General features: G+C 56.2%; 16 protein-coding genes and 1 other RNA gene. 5 read left to right on the top strand and 12 right to left on the bottom strand.

Features of this window, described 5'->3' with window-relative positions:
* Positions 1–23 precede the first annotated feature (23 nt).
* A complete protein-coding gene (locus HV340_RS05060; protein WP_063925413.1) occupies positions 24–1,094 on the bottom strand; it encodes a LacI family DNA-binding transcriptional regulator in 1,071 nt (356 codons plus the stop codon).
* A gap of 78 nt (positions 1,095–1,172) precedes the next feature.
* Positions 1,173–1,784 carry a membrane protein gene (locus HV340_RS05055; protein ID WP_032677524.1) on the bottom strand — a complete coding sequence of 204 codons (612 nt, stop codon included), beginning with the start codon at positions 1,782–1,784 and terminating at the stop codon, positions 1,173–1,175.
* An 87-nt stretch (positions 1,785–1,871) separates the two neighbouring features.
* On the opposite strand from HV340_RS05055, the gene HV340_RS05050 reads away from it, so the two are divergent.
* On the top strand, positions 1,872–3,293 hold the full coding sequence (locus tag HV340_RS05050) for a PLP-dependent aminotransferase family protein (protein WP_025204848.1): 1,422 nt from the start codon (positions 1,872–1,874) through the stop codon (positions 3,291–3,293).
* A gap of 80 nt (positions 3,294–3,373) precedes the next feature.
* On the opposite strand, the gene HV340_RS05045 is transcribed toward HV340_RS05050, so the two are convergent.
* The 3 genes from HV340_RS05045 to ffs all read right to left on the bottom strand — a co-directional run bounded on the left by HV340_RS05045 (position 3,374) and on the right by ffs (position 4,202).
* Positions 3,374–3,589: a hypothetical protein gene (locus HV340_RS05045; protein WP_014168888.1), complete on the bottom strand. Its 216-nt coding sequence runs from the start codon at positions 3,587–3,589 to the stop codon at positions 3,374–3,376.
* The gene (locus HV340_RS05040; protein WP_020885198.1) at positions 3,586–3,837 is read right to left on the bottom strand and encodes a hypothetical protein; all 252 of its coding nucleotides are present in this window, start codon (positions 3,835–3,837) and stop codon (positions 3,586–3,588) included. Before HV340_RS05040 ends, HV340_RS05045 begins: the two co-directional genes overlap by 4 nt.
* A gap of 268 nt (positions 3,838–4,105) precedes the next feature.
* Positions 4,106–4,202: signal recognition particle sRNA small type (ffs, locus tag HV340_RS05035), an RNA gene on the bottom strand.
* 170 nt (positions 4,203–4,372) lie between these two features.
* Between ffs and HV340_RS05030 the strand changes: the two genes are divergently transcribed.
* Positions 4,373–4,684, top strand: coding sequence for an MGMT family protein (locus HV340_RS05030; protein WP_181216345.1), 312 nt, complete (start codon positions 4,373–4,375; stop codon positions 4,682–4,684).
* A gap of 30 nt (positions 4,685–4,714) precedes the next feature.
* Here the strand turns inward: HV340_RS05030 and HV340_RS05025 are convergent, their stop codons facing one another.
* A complete protein-coding gene (locus HV340_RS05025) occupies positions 4,715–5,242 on the bottom strand; it encodes a YbaY family lipoprotein (protein ID WP_014168885.1) in 528 nt (175 codons plus the stop codon).
* Positions 5,243–5,445: 203 nt separating this feature from the next.
* Here HV340_RS05025 and tesB point away from each other — a divergent pair, with 203 nt between their 5' ends.
* The gene (tesB, locus tag HV340_RS05020) at positions 5,446–6,306 is read left to right on the top strand and encodes an acyl-CoA thioesterase II (protein ID WP_020885200.1); all 861 of its coding nucleotides are present in this window, start codon (positions 5,446–5,448) and stop codon (positions 6,304–6,306) included.
* Between the two features lie 75 nt (positions 6,307–6,381).
* Here the strand turns inward: tesB and amtB are convergent, their stop codons facing one another.
* From amtB to HV340_RS04995, 5 genes are all read right to left on the bottom strand, one after another.
* Positions 6,382–7,668 carry an ammonium transporter AmtB gene (amtB, locus tag HV340_RS05015; protein ID WP_020885201.1) on the bottom strand — a complete coding sequence of 429 codons (1,287 nt, stop codon included), beginning with the start codon at positions 7,666–7,668 and terminating at the stop codon, positions 6,382–6,384.
* Positions 7,669–7,703: 35 nt separating this feature from the next.
* Complete coding sequence (gene glnK / locus HV340_RS05010; RefSeq protein ID WP_008503304.1) at positions 7,704–8,042, bottom strand: P-II family nitrogen regulator; 339 nt, start codon at positions 8,040–8,042, stop codon at positions 7,704–7,706.
* 222 nt (positions 8,043–8,264) lie between these two features.
* Positions 8,265–10,046: a SmdB family multidrug efflux ABC transporter permease/ATP-binding protein gene (locus HV340_RS05005; RefSeq protein WP_020885202.1), complete on the bottom strand. Its 1,782-nt coding sequence runs from the start codon at positions 10,044–10,046 to the stop codon at positions 8,265–8,267.
* Positions 10,039–11,811 (bottom strand): SmdA family multidrug ABC transporter permease/ATP-binding protein, encoded by a 1,773-nt coding sequence (locus HV340_RS05000; RefSeq protein WP_047355644.1) that lies wholly within the window; start codon positions 11,809–11,811, stop codon positions 10,039–10,041. The genes HV340_RS05005 and HV340_RS05000 overlap by 8 nt, the downstream gene beginning before the upstream one ends.
* A gap of 50 nt (positions 11,812–11,861) precedes the next feature.
* Positions 11,862–12,320: an Lrp/AsnC family transcriptional regulator gene (locus HV340_RS04995; protein WP_020885204.1), complete on the bottom strand. Its 459-nt coding sequence runs from the start codon at positions 12,318–12,320 to the stop codon at positions 11,862–11,864.
* Positions 12,321–12,435: 115 nt separating this feature from the next.
* Between HV340_RS04995 and HV340_RS04990 the strand changes: the two genes are divergently transcribed.
* Positions 12,436–13,482: a PLP-dependent cysteine synthase family protein gene (locus tag HV340_RS04990; RefSeq protein ID WP_040016790.1), complete on the top strand. Its 1,047-nt coding sequence runs from the start codon at positions 12,436–12,438 to the stop codon at positions 13,480–13,482.
* 41 nt (positions 13,483–13,523) lie between these two features.
* Here HV340_RS04990 and cof read toward each other — a convergent pair whose 3' ends face one another.
* A complete protein-coding gene (gene cof, locus HV340_RS04985) occupies positions 13,524–14,342 on the bottom strand; it encodes an HMP-PP phosphatase (protein WP_014168878.1) in 819 nt (272 codons plus the stop codon).
* Between the two features lie 101 nt (positions 14,343–14,443).
* Here cof and HV340_RS04980 point away from each other — a divergent pair, with 101 nt between their 5' ends.
* Positions 14,444–16,144, top strand: a complete 1,701-nt coding sequence (locus HV340_RS04980; protein ID WP_181216344.1) for an SgrR family transcriptional regulator — start codon at positions 14,444–14,446, stop codon at positions 16,142–16,144.
* Positions 16,145–16,191 lie beyond the last annotated feature (47 nt).

The following is a 16,191-nucleotide window of genomic DNA, read 5'->3' as shown; positions in this document are numbered from 1 at the left end:
TAGCGAGTCAGATCACAAAAGTCTTACCGGCGGGCAAGTTGCTCAGCCGCTAACGCCAGGCTCCTGAGCTGCTGTGCCAGATCCTCGCGTTCGATCTGCTGCGGATCGTGGCGAGCGGTAGAATGGCGGGTCACCAGAGTCACCGGAAGCTGAACCTGCCAGCATGCGTCACCCTCAACTGGCGCCAGCAGCCACTCCACGCTTCGCTCGCCGGCCTCGCGAAAAGCCTGGCGAATAGTGGTCAGTGGGGGAGAAAACCAGGCGCTGTCTGCCGTATCGTCGAACCCGACAACCGACATCTGGCCCGGGATCGCAGTCCCTTTTTCCGCACAGGCGCGCATCACCCCCAGCGCCATTTGGTCGTTCGCGACCACTATCGCATCCGGGAGTTGCGCGGCAGATAACAGCAAATGTCCTTTCTCATAGCCGCTTGCCGCACTCCAGTCGCCGTGCGCCACCGCGACAGCCTCAAGCCCGGCCTGTGCCAGCGTGGCGTTCCAGCCTGCGAGACGTGCCCGGGCAGAGACAGAGCTCTCCGGTCCGCTCAGCAGCGCTATACGCTCATGCCCCAGCGAAAGCAGATGCTCAATCCCGAGACGAGCACCCTGCTCTGCATTAAACACAAGACTGTTTACCTGAGCCGAGGGTGAGACATCCAGAAACAGCACCGGAATGGGCGATGCGAGGGCTTTTAGCGCTTCAGCATGAGAATTCTCCAACGGCACATTCACCAGCAGAGCTTCCACACGCTGCGCCAGCAACGTCTGAAGGGCAGACTGGCACTGCTGTGGATGTTCCACCATTGAGATAAGCACGCTCGCCCCCTGTTCAACCGCCCGGGATTTTACCGCCGAAACAATTTGCGAAGGGGCGTGCAGCGCCAGATCGGTAGTAATAAGGCCAAGCGTACGGGTACGTTTACCCGCCAGCTGTTGTGCCCTGAGATTGGGGACGTAGTGCAGTTCCGCCATCGCCTGCTGCACCTTTTCCCGCGTGCGGGCAGAGACATGCTCCGCGTCGTTAATCACACGGGAAACGGTCTGATAAGAAACCCCCGCAAGGAGGGCAACATCATAAAGAGTGATTGCTTTCATGCATTCTGGCATCGCGTCATTCGAAGGCCACTATTCTGACACAGCGACGCCATGAAAACATGTGAGCGCTTCGCAGAATTAAACAACCCGCTCCGGCTGGGGAGTCTTCTCAACGCGCGGCTTATAACGGAACAGAGGCAAGCAGATCTGGATAAGCGGGCCAATGGTCAGCGCATACGCGACGGTGCCTATCCCGAACGTTCCGCCCAGCATGCACCCAATCAGCAGCACGGACACTTCAATCGAGGTACGCACGCTGCGGATGGACCATCCCATACGGGCATGGATCCCGGTCATGAGACCGTCGCGCGGGCCCGCCCCGAAACCGGCACCGATATACATACCGGTGGCTATCGCGTTCACGACAATTCCAGCCACCAGCAGCGCGATACGCAGGGGCAGCGAGGTCACCTCGGGGATCAGGGCCATGGAGGCATCTGCCGCCAGGCCAATAATAATTACATTACTGAGGGTCCCCAGACCAGGCATCTGACGCAGCGGGATCCACAGCAGGAGTACCGCCGCACCGGTTAAAATAATCACCATCCCAATGCTCAACCCCAGCTGGATCGCCACGCCAAGGTGGAAGACGTCCCACGGATCGAGCCCCAGATCCGAACGAATAAACATCGTGGTTGAAAGCCCATACAGCCCTAAACCGACATACAGTTGTAGCAGACGACGTACCATTTTTTATCTTCTCCAGTGAACCAGGCTTTCATCTTGAGCGAAAATGGCATTATGATTAATGTCCAGTTTTCAAATAGTGGACTGCACATGTCATCTCGCCGCTTCGGAAGCCAGTCATTGGTACGCCTGTTAGGCCATTGGCAACAAACCTCGTCCCGGACCCCGCTCTGGCGTCAGCTGGCGGATGCGTTACGCCTGTTAATTCTTGATGGCCGACTGGCGCTTAACACCCGTCTACCCGGCGAGCGGGAGCTGGCCACTGCGCTGGATGTGAGCCGGACCACCATCAGCAGCGCACTCGCCCATCTGCGTGAGGAAGGTTATCTTGAAAGCCGCCACGGCAGCGGTTCACGCGTTATCCTGCCCGACACACGCGCCGTGCCAACTCTTTCAGCAGCCAGTGCCGCGCTGGATCTCTCCACCGCGGCGCTCAATGCCGGGCCTGAGATCCACCAGGCCTATACCCATGCGCTCACGGCCATTACGCAACATCTCTCGCTTACAGGTTACGATCAGCTTGGGTTACCGGCGCTGCGGGAAGCCATCGCCGCACGCTATACCGCGCGGGGGCTTCCGACCCGGACAGACGAGGTGATGGTGGTCAATGGCGCGGTCAGCGGTTTTGCGCTGGTCCTGCGGATGATGACCGGCCCGGGGGATCGCGTCGTGGTCGATCATCCCACTTACCCGCTGGCGATCGCCGCCATTCAGGGAGCGCAGTGCCGTCCAGTGGGTGTGTCGCTGCCGGAAACGGGCTGGGATACCCATGGGTTTGCCGCAACGCTTGCCCAGACAGCGCCGCGCCTGGCATACCTGATGCCCGATTTTCATAACCCTACCGGGCGATGCATGGATATTCCCACCCGTCAGGCAATCACCGAGATTGCCGCGCAAACCCGCACGACGCTGGTAGTAGATGAAACGATGGTGGATCTGTGGTTTGACTCGCCCCCGCCGCCGCCGCTGGCGTCATTCAACCCGCAGGCCACCGTGATAACGTTAGGCTCTGCCGGAAAAAGTTTCTGGGGCGGCCTTCGTCTTGGCTGGATCCGTGCCTCCTCGCGCACCATCGCTACGCTTGCCCAGACGCGGGATACCCTGGATTTAGGATCGCCCATGCTCGAACAGCTGGCGACGCTGTGGCTTATCAATAACAGCGAAACGTTTTTGCCTGCTCGCCGGAAGATGCTGGCGGAACGACGAGACCAATGCGGCGCGCTGTTGCGCGAGCACTTCCCTGAATGGACATTCCATGAAGCGGAAGGCGGGCTTTCCTACTGGATTGAACTGCCGGGGATGCTGGCAACACAGCTTGCTGCACGCGCAGAGATACTGGGAATCAACCTGGGGACCGGCACGCGGTTTGGTTTATCGGGTGCGTTTGATCGGTATTTACGTATGCCCTTTTCACTCGATCCGGCTGAGCTTGAACAGGCGTTACTGAGAATAAAACCCTTGTGGCTCGCCCTGAATAAAAACGTGCCATCAATAAAAAGAAGTCTGGTTTGATATAAAAAATTTGAAGTGGATCATAAAATAAAAACTGCTGACTGTCACAGATACAGTCAGCAGTTTTCACCATTCAAGATTTAGTGCTGAGGAGGAATAGGAAAACCTTTCAGTGAAATAACGAAATTTTCACCGTCTTTCTTTATTTTTGCGCCGGTATCACACCAGTCAGACGCAATACGAAAGAACTCATCACTTCCTACATTCCAGCCAAGACGTACATGCTTCACGTAGCCTGAACGCAACAGATCGCAGGCCTCGTTGTAGTCACTGGCAGTTGACAGTTGTTGTTTCATTTTCTCTTCTTAAGAATTTTACGTAGGGCCTTGATTTCTTTAGGAGTAAATGGAGAAACACTCTCTTCTTCCGTATGCTGGTTATCAATATCCTCTTCCGATACTCCCGCCTCTTCTACCGCTTCGAATGCCAGCAGCAGCAGTTTCTCTGTCGTCACGCTTAAATTCTCGTTATTAACTTCAGCATAGTGGCGAAGTCTTTCTTTTAGCGCTTGATCAATCTTAACGTTTAACACCGCAGTAGCCATGTTTGTCACTTCCCTTCGGAATAAGTACTTTATTTAATACACGAACTTACCAATGTTATCCAGATATATATTTTTAAGTTATGACAGAAAAAAGACATCCGATATTAAAATGACAGTCTATTATTACAAGTTTATGACAGTAATATTTCAATGCAATGAAATATATATTACATGCAGTCAGTAAAGTCCTAATAACGTTGTGGATTAAAGGCTATTCGAAGCGAAGAGAAACAGGAAGAGTGTTGATGAGAGCAGAAATGGGTGGGGGCCCTGCCAGCTACATCCCGGCACACACGTCGTCTGCCCTGGCTGCTTCCTTCCGGACCTGACCTGGTGAACAGAGTAGCGTTGCGGGAGAACCAACAGAGCCCCCATTGAGAGCGTTGATAACCAACGCGCTGGCGCATTATCCCTGTGCTTACCGCCAATTGCAAGCGACCCGCAACTGGATGCTGGTTTCTTGCGCAAACTGGCGCAGCAATTGGGTTTATCTTCGTTTAACATGACTGTCCAGACATTCCCCACAGGTAGACGTATGGACGTACATGACTCCTTTCCACAACGCGTATGGCAAATTGTGGCCTCTGTGCCGGAAGGTTATGTTACCACCTATGGCGACGTAGCGCGTCTGGCCGGTTCCCCGCGTGCGGCGCGGCAGGTCGGTGGCGTACTGAAAAGGTTGCCGGAAGGAAGCACCCTGCCCTGGCATCGGGTGGTAAATCGTCATGGGGCGATCTCGTTGACCGGGCCGGATCTGCAGCGCCAGCGTCAGGCGTTACTGTCAGAAGGGGTGCAGGTGTCGGGGTCAGGACAGATTGATTTGCAAAAGTACCGCTGGGTGTATTAAACCCTCTCCCGAAGGAGAGGGTTTAAAGCGTTACATCTGGGTCGGAGGGGTTGGCAGAGACGGTTGGTTAGTCTGTGGCGCAACCGGCACTTCGGTTTGCTGTACCGGAACCAGGTTCAGGTCAACTTTTGTCCCGCCGTGGTTAATCGCTTCCTGCACCGTATCGGTGATAAACACCAGTTTATCGTTGATCGTTACTGCTGCGCTCAGGAGGATACGGGCATTAGGCTGCACGTCTGATGGGTTATACGGCAACACGAAGCTAAACGGTGCCTGCTTACCTTCCGTACGTACGGCACGCTGGGCCAATACTTTAGACGGCGCGTCTGCCAGGGAAGCATCAGACAGGGTTACCGTTAATACCGCATCTGGCGGTAATGCGACTTTCTGTTTAATCCAGATAGTCCCGGAAACGTTAGGCTGCTGAATGGACTGCTGTGAGAGTGTATTAATCCCGTTTGGATCTGCTGCTGGCACCGGCACCTGGGCGCTCTTTCCTGCACAGGCGGACAACGCCACCGCAATTGCTACACCACTTAGCATGGGCACGAGTTTCATTGAAGTCTCCTTATCATCAATGCACCAGCGGGATCGATCCCATCCGATGTCGTTTCAATCACATAACACAGGTAAGTTTGGCACAGATCACTGATTTATGCCTAAAATCGTCCAGATATTCAGATTATTCTACCCATCGGACCACTTTCATTTCTGCGTTATACTCTGCCTATCTTTCGCTACGGCGTTTATTGAGGACAACTATGAGTCAGGCACTGAACAATCTGCTGACATTACTGAATCTGGAAAAAATTGAGGAAGGACTCTTTCGCGGACAGAGCGAAGATCTCGGCTTACGCCAGGTCTTCGGCGGGCAAGTCGTAGGACAAGCGCTCTACGCAGCAAAGGAGACCGTTCCTGCAGACCGTCTGGTGCACTCATTTCACAGCTACTTCTTACGCCCTGGTGATAGCGCGAAACCCATCGTATATGACGTTGAGGTATTGCGGGATGGCAACAGCTTTAGCGCGCGTCGTGTCGCGGCGGTTCAGAATGGCAAGCCTATCTTTTACATGACCGCCTCGTTCCAGGCGCCGGAACCGGGTTATGAGCATCAGAAAACGATGCCACCCGCGCCGTCGCCAGACGATCTCAAATCAGAGACCGATATCGCCCGTGCGCTGGCGCATCTGCTTCCACCGCAGGTAAAGGAGAAGTTTCTCTGCGATAAACCGCTTGAGATCCGTCCTGTTGAATTCCATAACCCGATGAAAGGCCACACGGCCGAGCCGAAGCGCCAGGTCTGGATCCGCGCTAACGGTACCGTGCCCGCGGATTTCCGCGTTCATCAGTATTTGCTGGGTTATGCTTCAGATTTCAACTTCCTGCCGGTGGCGCTGCAGCCGCACGGCGTGGGCTTCCTTGAAAAAGGGATGCAGGTGGCCACCATCGATCACTCCATGTGGTTCCATCGTCCGTTCGACATGAACGAGTGGCTGCTCTACAGCGTGGAGAGTACCTCGGCGTCAAGCGCGCGCGGCTTTGTGCGCGGTGAGTTTTACACTCAGGATGGCGTGCTGGTCGCGTCGACGGTGCAGGAAGGGGTAATGCGTAACCGCGGGTGATGCTGTACTGCGGCCCTCTCCCGACGGGAGAGGGAACAAAACGAAAACGGCAACCCTGGGTTGCCGTTTTGCTTATCAGGCGTTGTACGCATTCTCGCCGTGGCTGTTGACGTCCAGGCCTTCGCGTTCCTGCTCTTCCGGAACACGCAGACCGACGGTCATATCCGCCAGTTTATAGCCGATGAAGGCCACAACGGCAGACCACACGACGGTGATGGCAATACTTTCCAACTGCACCAGCACCTGGTGAACCATGGTGACGCCTTCTGCGTACCCCACGCCACCCAGCGATTTCGCCGCGAAGATACCGGTCATGATACAGCCGACGATGCCGCAGACGCCGTGTACACCGAAGACATCGCACGGGTCATCGACGCGCAGAACACGTTTCAGCGCCGTCACACCCCACAGACCCGCCAGACCGGCGACCAGCCCGACAAGCAGCGCGCCGCCAACACCGACGTAGCCACAAGCTGGCGTGATACCAACCAGACCGGCAATTGCACCTGAACAGGCACCCAGCAGTGAAGGCTTACCGCGTACCGCCCACTCACCAAACACCCATGAGAGGATCGCACCCGCCGTGGCCACAACCGTGTTCACGAAGGCCAGCGCGGCGATTTCGTTTGCTGCGCTTGCTGAACCGGCGTTGAAGCCGAACCAGCCAAAGTAAAGGATCGCTGTACCGGTAAAGACCATCGGCAGGTTGTGCGGTTTGAACGCTTCTTTACCGAAGCCCACGCGTTTGCCAATCAGGTATGCCCCTACCAGGCCCGCCACCGCGGCGTTGATGTGTACAACGGTACCGCCTGCGAAGTCCAGCGCGCCATGGCTCGCCAGCAGACCGCCACCCCAGACCATGTGCGCAATCGGCACATAGGAGAGCGTCAGCCAGACCACCACGAAGATCAGTACGGCGGAGAAGCGAATACGCTCAGCCAGCGCCCCGACGATCAGCCCGACGGTGATACAGGCGAACGAGCCCTGGAAGGCAACGTGAATATATTGATAGAAACTGCCCATCAGCGCGGTCAGTTCGATGTTTTTCAGCATGACCCAGTCAAAGTTTCCGAAGAACGCATTGCCCGTGCCGAAGGCCAGAGAGTAACCGTAGACCACCCACAACACGCAAACCAGCGCGAACGTGACGGCAACCTGCGTCAGCATGGAGAGAACGTTTTTGCCACGGATCAGGCCGCCATAGAACAGCGCAATGCCCGGAATGGACATGAACAGCACCAGCGCGGTGCTGATCATCATAAAGGCGTTATCGGCTTTGTCTGCCACCGCAGGGGCAGCCAGTGCCAGGCCCGGCAGCAGTGCCAGCGAACCCAGACCCGTTTTGATTGTTGCTATCTTCATTTTCTCGATCCCTATCACTGTGTGCCAGGAGTTACTTACAGTGCCGCTTCGTCAGATTCGCCGGTACGGATGCGAATGACGCGCTGCAATTCGGCAACGAAAATTTTGCCGTCGCCAATTTTGCCGGTGTAGGCCGCTTTGCTAATGACATCAATAACTTCATCAAGCTGGTCATCAGCAATCGCGACATCAATTTTTACTTTTGGCAGGAAGTTAACGCTGTATTCTGCCCCGCGGTAAAGCTCGGCATGACCCTTCTGACGACCAAAGCCTTTCACTTCGGTGACAGTCAGTCCCTGAATACCCATGGAAGACAATGCTTCACGCACGTCTTCGAGTTTGAATGGTTTGATTACAACCGTAACCAGCTTCATAGATCCCCTCCAGTCAGAATTCGGTAATGGCCGCCGCTAATACGCAGAAGACATTGCAAGGGGTGTGCCAGAAATGAAAACCTGAGGGAAACGCGCTGCAATGAGCATTACACGAGCGTGTTTAACGAACCGGTGAAAAAAAACGCACCATGACAGTGCACGGTGCGTTTCAGTTTTGCACCAACAGTAATGACTGTTAGCGCGCTGCCTTGTTTTGGTGCATCAGGCGCTGAGGGACTCGTCCTCACGCACGCTGGCGGCCAGCTCTTCACCGGCCAGCTGCAGCTGATACATCTGCCAGTAGCGCCCTTTTGCTTCGAGCAGCTCCCGGTGCGTACCGCGTTCGACGGCCTGACCGCGATGCAGCACCAGGATGGTGTCTGCGTCGACAATCGTTGAAAGACGGTGTGCGATAACCACCAGCGTCGTGTGGTCACGCACCGCGGCCAGCGCCAGCTGGATAGCCTGCTCAGTACCAGAGTCGATGCTGGCGGTTGCTTCGTCGAGTATCAGCACCTGCGGCGTTTCAATCAGCACCCGCGCCAGGGCCAGAAGCTGCTTTTGTCCCACCGAGAGGTTATTCCCCTGCTCACCGAGCCGGGTATTGATCCCATCGCTAAAGCCACGCGCCAGCTCTGCCAGCTGCACGGTTTCCAGCACATCCCACACCTGTTGCTGGGTATAATCCCGCCCCAGGGTGACGTTGGCGTAAAAGGTATCGGCCATGACTACCGGGTCTTGCTGCACCATTGCAACGCCTTTGCGCAACACATTGTGGCTCAGTGATGCGAGCGGACGACCATCAATGCGGATTTCACCCTGACTGACCGGGTAATAGCCCATCAACAGGCTGGCGAGGGTACTTTTGCCGCTGCCGGTGTGCCCCACCAGCGCCACAAAGCCGCGCGACGGCACATCAAGAGAGATGTCCTGCAACACCAGACGGTCTTCACGGTAAGCAAACGAGACCTTATCAAACGTAATCTCTCCGCTTTGCAAAGGACGCTCATCATCGCCGTAGGTCTGACGTGGCCGGTCCATCAGTTCGAACACGCGCTCCCCCGCCACCACGGCCTGTTGCAACATAGACTGCTGGGTGGTGAGTTCTATCAACGGTTCATTAAGGCGTCCCAGATAGCTGATAAAAGCGTACAGAACCCCAACTTCAATTGTTCCGTTCGCGCTCATCCCGAAAAGCATCAGCAGGCCACAGAGAACAAGCGCCGAGAAGAGGCTCAGCAGTGGACGTAGCAGGAAACCGTCCAGTCGCAGCGTTTGCATACGCGCCATATAGTGCGACCGGCTGGCTTCCCCCATGCGCTCACCAAAGCGAGCCTGCTGGCGGAACTGCTGAATGACGCTCATGCCGTTGATCACTTCGTTGAAGCCATCGTTGATATCGGCCAGATAGGCGCGCACCCGACGCACAATCGGCGTGCTGTAGCGTTGATAGATGACCATTACAATCAATACGGCCGGGAAGATGGTGATCGCCACCAGAGCCATACGCCAGTTGAGGCTAAACATCGCCACCAGCATGGCGCCAATCAGCGCCGCGCTGCGCAGCACGGTTGCCACGACGGTGACATACAGATCGCGGATCACCTCGGTATCGTTGGTCACCCGGGATATCACCTGCCCAACCGGCTGGGTATCAAACTCGCTCAACGGCTGGCGCAGCGCCGCATCCATCACATCCGTACGTAGCTTCTGCACCACGCCCACGGCCGCCCGGTTAAAGAGCAGAGACTGGGCGTAATGCAGTGACGCCGCAGTCAGCTGTAGCCCAACGTAGGCCACTCCTAACCCCGCGACGAGCCCCAGCGGCAAATAGCTTTTCGCCACCATATTGTCGATAAAGTAGCTGATGAGCAGCGGACCGCTCACTTCTGCAATCGCGGCAATCCACAGCAACAGCACGGCAAGTGAAAGCGGTTTTCGCCACGGAGAACCATAGGCCAGCAGGCGTTTTAGCGTCGGCCACTGCGTCACGGTCTTACGCATTAGCGTTCTCCTCATCCTGTTCCGGGGCGTCGTCCAGCGCCGCTTCAAGCTGCTGATAACGATACATATCGCGATACCAGCCCGGTTGCTCCGCAAGCTGTTCATGCTGTCCGCGCTGGGCAATGTGCCCGTGCTGTAATACCAGAATTTCATTGGCTTCCGTCAGCGCCGACAACCGGTGTGCACTGATGATCACCGTCCTTCCATCCCCCCACTGTCGCAGGTTATGCAGGATCTGGTGCTCGGTGCGGCCATCGACGGCGGAGAGCGCATCATCAAGGATCAGGATTTCGGCATTCAGCAGCAGCGCGCGGGCAATCGAGAGACGCTGTTTTTGCCCGCCGGAAAGCATAACGCCACGCTCACCCACTTCCGTTTCATAGCCCTGTGGCAGACGCAGAATATCGTCATGGACGCTGGCCAGGCGCGCGACGTGCTCAATCTCTTCCTGAGTCGCCGCCGGGCGTCCGAGGGCAATGTTATTCGCCACGGTGTCAGAAAAGAGAAACGGCGTCTGGCTGACCACCGCCAGACGACCGCGCCAGTCATCGAGCAGCAGGTTCGTCAACGGAATATCATGGAAGCGAATATCGCCCTGCGTGACGTCAAAGTGACGTTGAAGCAGGGAGAGTACGGTACTTTTCCCGGCGCCTGTCGGACCGCAGATACCGAGCATCTGACCCGGTTTGAGCGTAAAGCTGACGTTCTCCAGTACCGTATGTTCCGTTTGCGGATACACAAACTTACGGACGTCGACATTCATCACGCCGCGCCCTTCCGGTACCGATTCGCTACCGTCATTCACCACTGGCGCTTCGGCCAGCATCGCGCGAATACGGCTGTAGGCGGCGCTGCCGCGCTCTACGATGTTAAACATCCAGGCCAGTGCCAGCATCGGCCATATCATCAGCCCCAGGTACATGGCAAAGCTGGTCAATTGCCCGAGGGTTAGCGAGCCCTGCACCACCATCCAGCTCCCGCCACCAATGGCCAGCAGGTTTGCCATGCCAATCGCGACATAGATTGTCGGGTCAAACCGCGCATCGATACGCGCAACGCGCATGTTCTTCGCCCCCGTGTCGGCGGCATCGGCTGCAAACAGCGCGGATTGTCGATCTTCCAGGCCAAACGCTTTGATCATGCGGATGCTGGTCATGCTCTCCTGCGTACGGTCATTCAGCGAGGAAAACGCCGCCTGCGCCAGCTTGAAGCGCTCATGAAGCTGTTCGCCATAGCGGTTGATCGCCAGCGCCATCAGCGGCATAGGCAGCAACGCCAGCAGCGTGAGCTGCCAGCTTATCTGGGTGGACATCACAATCAGAACCGCACAGCCCATCACCAGAGAGTCCACCAGCGTTAACACCCCTTCCCCGGCGGCAAACACGACGCGGTCAACGTCATTGGTGGCGCGAGCGATAAGATCCCCGGTGCGATGACGCAGGTAGAACTCGGGATGCTGGCGGCTCAGCTGACGATAAAAATCTTCACGCAGTTCGACGGCCAGCTGATAGGACGCCCCAAACAGCAGTACCCGCCAGACGTAGCGCAGCAGATAGACAATGATGGCCGTCAGCACCAGCGTGCCGACCCACATCAACACCCGTGCGGTGGTGTAATGCTGTTCTGTAACGCCATCCACCACGTATCCCACCACTTTCGGTGGAATTAACTGCAGGATGGCAATGATAATAAGCAGGGCCACAGCGCCGAGGTAGCGTTGCCACTCCCGACGAAAGTACCAGCTTAATTGGGCAAATAATCGCACGCGGTTTGTTCCTGAAGGTATGGATCCGGCTACGCCGGGAAGTTATTCAATTAATCAATGGGTAGTGCTGTGGTGTATTTAATCTGTTCCATGGCGAAGCTCGAGGTGACGTCCGACAAGCCCGGTACGCTGTTCACCAGCCGCTTGTAAAAATCATCATAACGCTTCATGTCTGCCACCTGGACGCGCATCAGATAGTCATACTCTCCCGCCATGCGCCAGAAACCGAGCACCTCCGGCATCTCGGAGACCTGTGTTACGAAGCGGCTGTACCACTCGCTGCTGTGATGTTGGGTTTTTATCAGGACAAATGCCGTCAACCCAAGCCCCAGTTTTTCGGGATCTAAAAGCGCGACTCGCCCCAGAAGGATGCCGTCATCTTCAAGCTTCTTGAGGCGCTTCCAGCACGGCGTGGTGGTCAGATTAACGGCATCTGCCAGTGCCTGCAAAGAGAGGGTACAGTCACTTTGCAGTAAAGAAAGCAGCTTACGGTCTATTTTATCTAGCATACCCACCTCACAGAGAAAAATTTTCTCCCTTCATTCTATTTTAAAGGCCATATAGCAACAATTTTTTCTGTGCTTTTCGCTATGCTGGGCACAAAATGACAAACGGATAAATACGATGAATAGCGCCTGGGTTAAACATGCCATCAGCGAAATCAATGCCGACTATCAGCGCTCGGCGGACACCCATCTCATTCGCCTGGCTCTGCCGGGCTTTGCTGGCATCCAGCTGTACCTGAAAGATGAAAGCACCCATCCCACCGGTAGCCTGAAGCATCGCCTGGCGCGTTCGCTCTTTTTATACGGTTTGTGTAACGGCTGGATTAAGGAGGGAACCACGATTATTGAATCCTCCTCCGGTTCAACCGCCGTATCCGAAGCCTACTTTGCCCGCCTGCTGGGCCTGCCGTTTATCGCCGTGATGCCCTCCTGCACCGCGAAACGAAAAATTGAGCAGATCGAATTTTACGGTGGACGCTGCCACTTTGTGGAAAGCGCCTGCGAAATTTACGCCGCGTCTGAAATGCTGGCCCGTGAGCTGAATGGCCACTATATGGACCAGTTCACCTTTGCCGAGCGAGCCACAGACTGGCGCGGCAATAACAACATCGCCGACAGTATTTTCCGCCAGATGACCCACGAACCTCACCCTGTTCCGTCGTACATCGTGATGAGCGCCGGTACTGGCGGCACCTCAGCCACCCTGGGGCGTTACATCCGCTGTCAGGGCTATGATACGCAGCTGATGGTGGTGGATCCGCAGAACTCGGTGTTCCTGGACTACTGGCAAAGCCGCAATGCGGATCTGCGCAGCCCGGTGGGCAGTAAGATTGAAGGAATTGGCCGCCCGCGCGTGGAGCCTTCATTCATTCCGGACGTGGTGGATGAAATGCTCCGCGTGCCGGATGCCGCCAGCGTGGCAACGGCGCACTGGCTAGAGACACAGATTGGCCGTAAAGTCGGTGCTTCTACCGGCACCAACATGTGGGGAGCCCTGCAGCTTGCGGCTCGCATGCGTGAAGAGGGGCGCACCGGCTCTATCGTCACCCTGCTCTGCGACAGCGGCGAGCGCTATCTTGAGACCTATTACAATGCGCAGTGGGTTCAGGCAAACATCGGCGATATTGAGCCGTGGAAAGCGCAGATTACGCAGCTGGTGAAATAAAAAAAAGCCAGACCGGGGTCTGGCTTGCTGGAAGGGTCTCACTATTCGGGGGAATATGGGAGGTTGTTGTTGTCCAGCCAATGCGTCAAAAAATGAGACACTGCTTCGTTACCGCAGTGTCCGATAACCGGTAGATGGGGAAGCTCTGCCTTCAACTGCGGCATCGCATTTCCCATGATCAGACCGCGACCAACGCTGCCCAGCATTTCGCGGTCGTTCATGGCGTCGCCAAACGCCATACATTCCTGCATCGTTAAGCCTAAGTGATCGCTCAGTACCGCCAGCGCCGATCCTTTATTACACCCAACCGGCAAAACCTCGAGACAGTCCACCGCTGAAAAGGTCAGGTGTGCCCGGTCGCCTAACGCGTCATTCAGCTGAATGCGTAAGCGACAAAGATCGTCATGATCGCCGCAGAAACAGATCTTCGTCACCGCATGAGCCGGAATACGGCGCAGATCGATAAGCTGATAGCGGAAACCACTGTAGACATGGGCGTGCAGCAATGCCGGAATGTCATGCCCGGTAAACCAGCCGTTATCGTTAAAGACATGAACGCTGGCCCGGGTGTCCCAGGTGCTGTGCAGGACGATATCTGCCACTTCCGGGTTGAGATCCTGACGGTGGAGAACATCGCCTTCGACAGAGTGAATGCGCGTCCCGTTGCCGGTAATAAGAAAAGCATCCAGGGAAAATGCCCCCAGCAAATGGCGCATCTCCAGCACATGACGGCCGGTGGCAAACGTCAGGGTGACATCACGTTCGTGCAGGCGCTTAAGAGTACTCAGGGTTTTCTCACCCAGACGGTGATCCGGCATTAACAACGTACCGTCCATATCAAACGCAGCGAGACGAGCCATGATTACTCCTGAAATGTGATGCGGTTAACTTGTGCATCAGTATTGCGTGAGATATACGGAAGTAATAGTGAATAGATGATAATTATTGTTCAGGGTTTCTCATGCGCCAGCTTAACCGACTCAACCAGTACCACCGTTTGTGGCAGCCTTCCGCTGGCGCGACGCAGCAGGCCACCATCAGCGAGCTGGCCGCCCGCTGTTTTTGCAGCGAACGGCATGTCCGTACATTACTCCGTCAGGCGCAGGAGGCGGGCTGGCTTAGCTGGCGAGCGCAGTCTGGCCGCGGTAAGCGTGGGGAGCTGACTTTCCACGTCACCCCGGAGTCACTGCGCAATGCGATGATGGAAAAGGCACTGAAGCGTGGGCAGCAGCATAACGCGCTTGAGCTGGCCCAGCTGGCACCGGAGGAGCTGCGGTCACTGCTTCATCCGTTTTTAGGCGGCCAGTGGCAAAACGATACGCCGACGCTGCGCATTCCCTATTACCGCTCGCTGGATCCACTGCATCCCGGCTTTTTGCCCGGTCGGGCGGAACAGCATCTGGCAGGACAAGTTTTTTCCGGGCTGACGCGTTTTCACGGTAACAGCAGCGAACCGACGGGCGATCTTGCCCATCACTGGGACGTGTCGGAGGACGGGCTGCGCTGGCATTTTTATATTCGCTCCACGCTTCACTGGCATAACGGTGATAAAGTCGAAACGGTCCAGTTACAGGAGAGTCTGAATGCGATGTTGACGCTCCCGACCATGCACAGGCTTTTTCAGAGCGTGCTGCGCATTGAAGTTACCCATCCGCAGTGTCTGACGTTTATTTTACACAAGCCCGACTACTGGCTGGCGCATCGGCTGGCAACCTATTGCAGCCGTGTGGCGCACCCGGCGCAACCGATGACAGGCAGCGGACCTTTCAGGCTCACCGCGTATAAGCCGGACCTGGTTCGTCTGGAAAGCCATGAGCAGTATCACCTTAGCCACCCGCTACTGAAGGCCATCGAGTTCTGGATCACCCCTCAGCTATTTGATCAGGGGCTTGGAACCAGCTGCCGGCATCCGGTACAAATCGCCATCGGAGAGCCTGACGAACTGACCCGTTTGCGGCTGGTGAGTAACAGCATCAGCCTGGGGTTTTGCTACCTCACGCTGAAGCGCAGCCCGCGTCTTAGCGAAATGCAGGCAAGACGTCTTATCAACATCATTCACCTCTCAACGCTTCTGCATACTCTTCCTCTGGATGAGGGGCTTATCACCCCAACGCAGGAGTTGCTGCCTGGCTGGCGTATTCCTGAGTGGCCGGATCTCACGGATGTCCCTTTGCCTGAGACGCTGACCCTGATTTACCATCTGCCCGTCGAGTTACATACCATGGCGAGTCAGCTAAAAGCGTATCTTTCCCGCCAGGGCTGCGCGTTAACGGTCATCTTTCACGATGCCAAAACGTGGGACGGATGTCAGCATCTTGCCGACGCGGACCTCATGATGGGAGACAGGCTGATTGGCGAAGCACCGGAATACACCCTTGAGCAGTGGCTTCGCTGCGATGCGCTATGGCCGCACTTGCTGAGCGCGCCGCAATATGCCCATCTGCAGGCGACACTCGATGCCGTTCAGACTCAGGCTGACGAGCATGCCCGGCATCGCGGGCTGAAAGCTATTTTCACCCAACTCATGGAGAGCGCGGTGCTGACGCCGTTGTTTAACTACCAGTACCAAATCAGCGCGCCCCCGGGAGTCAATGGCATACGGCTTAACACCCGCGGCTGGTTCGATTTCACCGAAGCCTGGCTCCCGGCCCCCAAATCGTGAAGAAGCTGGTCGTCGCCGTAGTCAGACGGTAACATGATGTTTTTACC

It is taken from the genome of Enterobacter sp. RHBSTW-00975 (genome assembly GCF_013615235.1).
Lineage (GTDB): Bacteria > Pseudomonadota > Gammaproteobacteria > Enterobacterales > Enterobacteriaceae > Enterobacter > Enterobacter ludwigii.
Note: the sequence above shows the minus strand (reverse complement) of the source record. Positions and strands in the feature narration are given on the sequence as shown.

Bases quoted from the DNA above. Each gene is read 5' to 3' on its own strand.
- HV340_RS05060 (WP_063925413.1), bottom strand. From the start codon at position 1,094: ATGAAAGCAATCACTCTTTATGATGTTGCCCTCCTTGCGGGGGTTTCT.
- HV340_RS05055 (WP_032677524.1), bottom strand. From the start codon at position 1,784: ATGGTACGTCGTCTGCTACAACTGTATGTCGGTTTAGGGCTGTATGGG.
- HV340_RS05050 (WP_025204848.1), top strand. From the start codon at position 1,872: ATGTCATCTCGCCGCTTCGGAAGCCAGTCATTGGTACGCCTGTTAGGC.
- HV340_RS05045 (WP_014168888.1), bottom strand. From the start codon at position 3,589: ATGAAACAACAACTGTCAACTGCCAGTGACTACAACGAGGCCTGCGAT.
- HV340_RS05040 (WP_020885198.1), bottom strand. From the start codon at position 3,837: ATGGCTACTGCGGTGTTAAACGTTAAGATTGATCAAGCGCTAAAAGAA.
- HV340_RS05030 (WP_181216345.1), top strand. From the start codon at position 4,373: ATGGACGTACATGACTCCTTTCCACAACGCGTATGGCAAATTGTGGCC.
- HV340_RS05025 (WP_014168885.1), bottom strand. From the start codon at position 5,242: ATGAAACTCGTGCCCATGCTAAGTGGTGTAGCAATTGCGGTGGCGTTG.
- tesB (WP_020885200.1), top strand. From the start codon at position 5,446: ATGAGTCAGGCACTGAACAATCTGCTGACATTACTGAATCTGGAAAAA.
- amtB (WP_020885201.1), bottom strand. From the start codon at position 7,668: ATGAAGATAGCAACAATCAAAACGGGTCTGGGTTCGCTGGCACTGCTG.
- glnK (WP_008503304.1), bottom strand. From the start codon at position 8,042: ATGAAGCTGGTTACGGTTGTAATCAAACCATTCAAACTCGAAGACGTG.
- HV340_RS05005 (WP_020885202.1), bottom strand. From the start codon at position 10,046: ATGCGTAAGACCGTGACGCAGTGGCCGACGCTAAAACGCCTGCTGGCC.
- HV340_RS04995 (WP_020885204.1), bottom strand. From the start codon at position 12,320: ATGCTAGATAAAATAGACCGTAAGCTGCTTTCTTTACTGCAAAGTGAC.
- HV340_RS04990 (WP_040016790.1), top strand. From the start codon at position 12,436: ATGAATAGCGCCTGGGTTAAACATGCCATCAGCGAAATCAATGCCGAC.
- cof (WP_014168878.1), bottom strand. From the start codon at position 14,342: ATGGCTCGTCTCGCTGCGTTTGATATGGACGGTACGTTGTTAATGCCG.
- HV340_RS04980 (WP_181216344.1), top strand. From the start codon at position 14,444: ATGCGCCAGCTTAACCGACTCAACCAGTACCACCGTTTGTGGCAGCCT.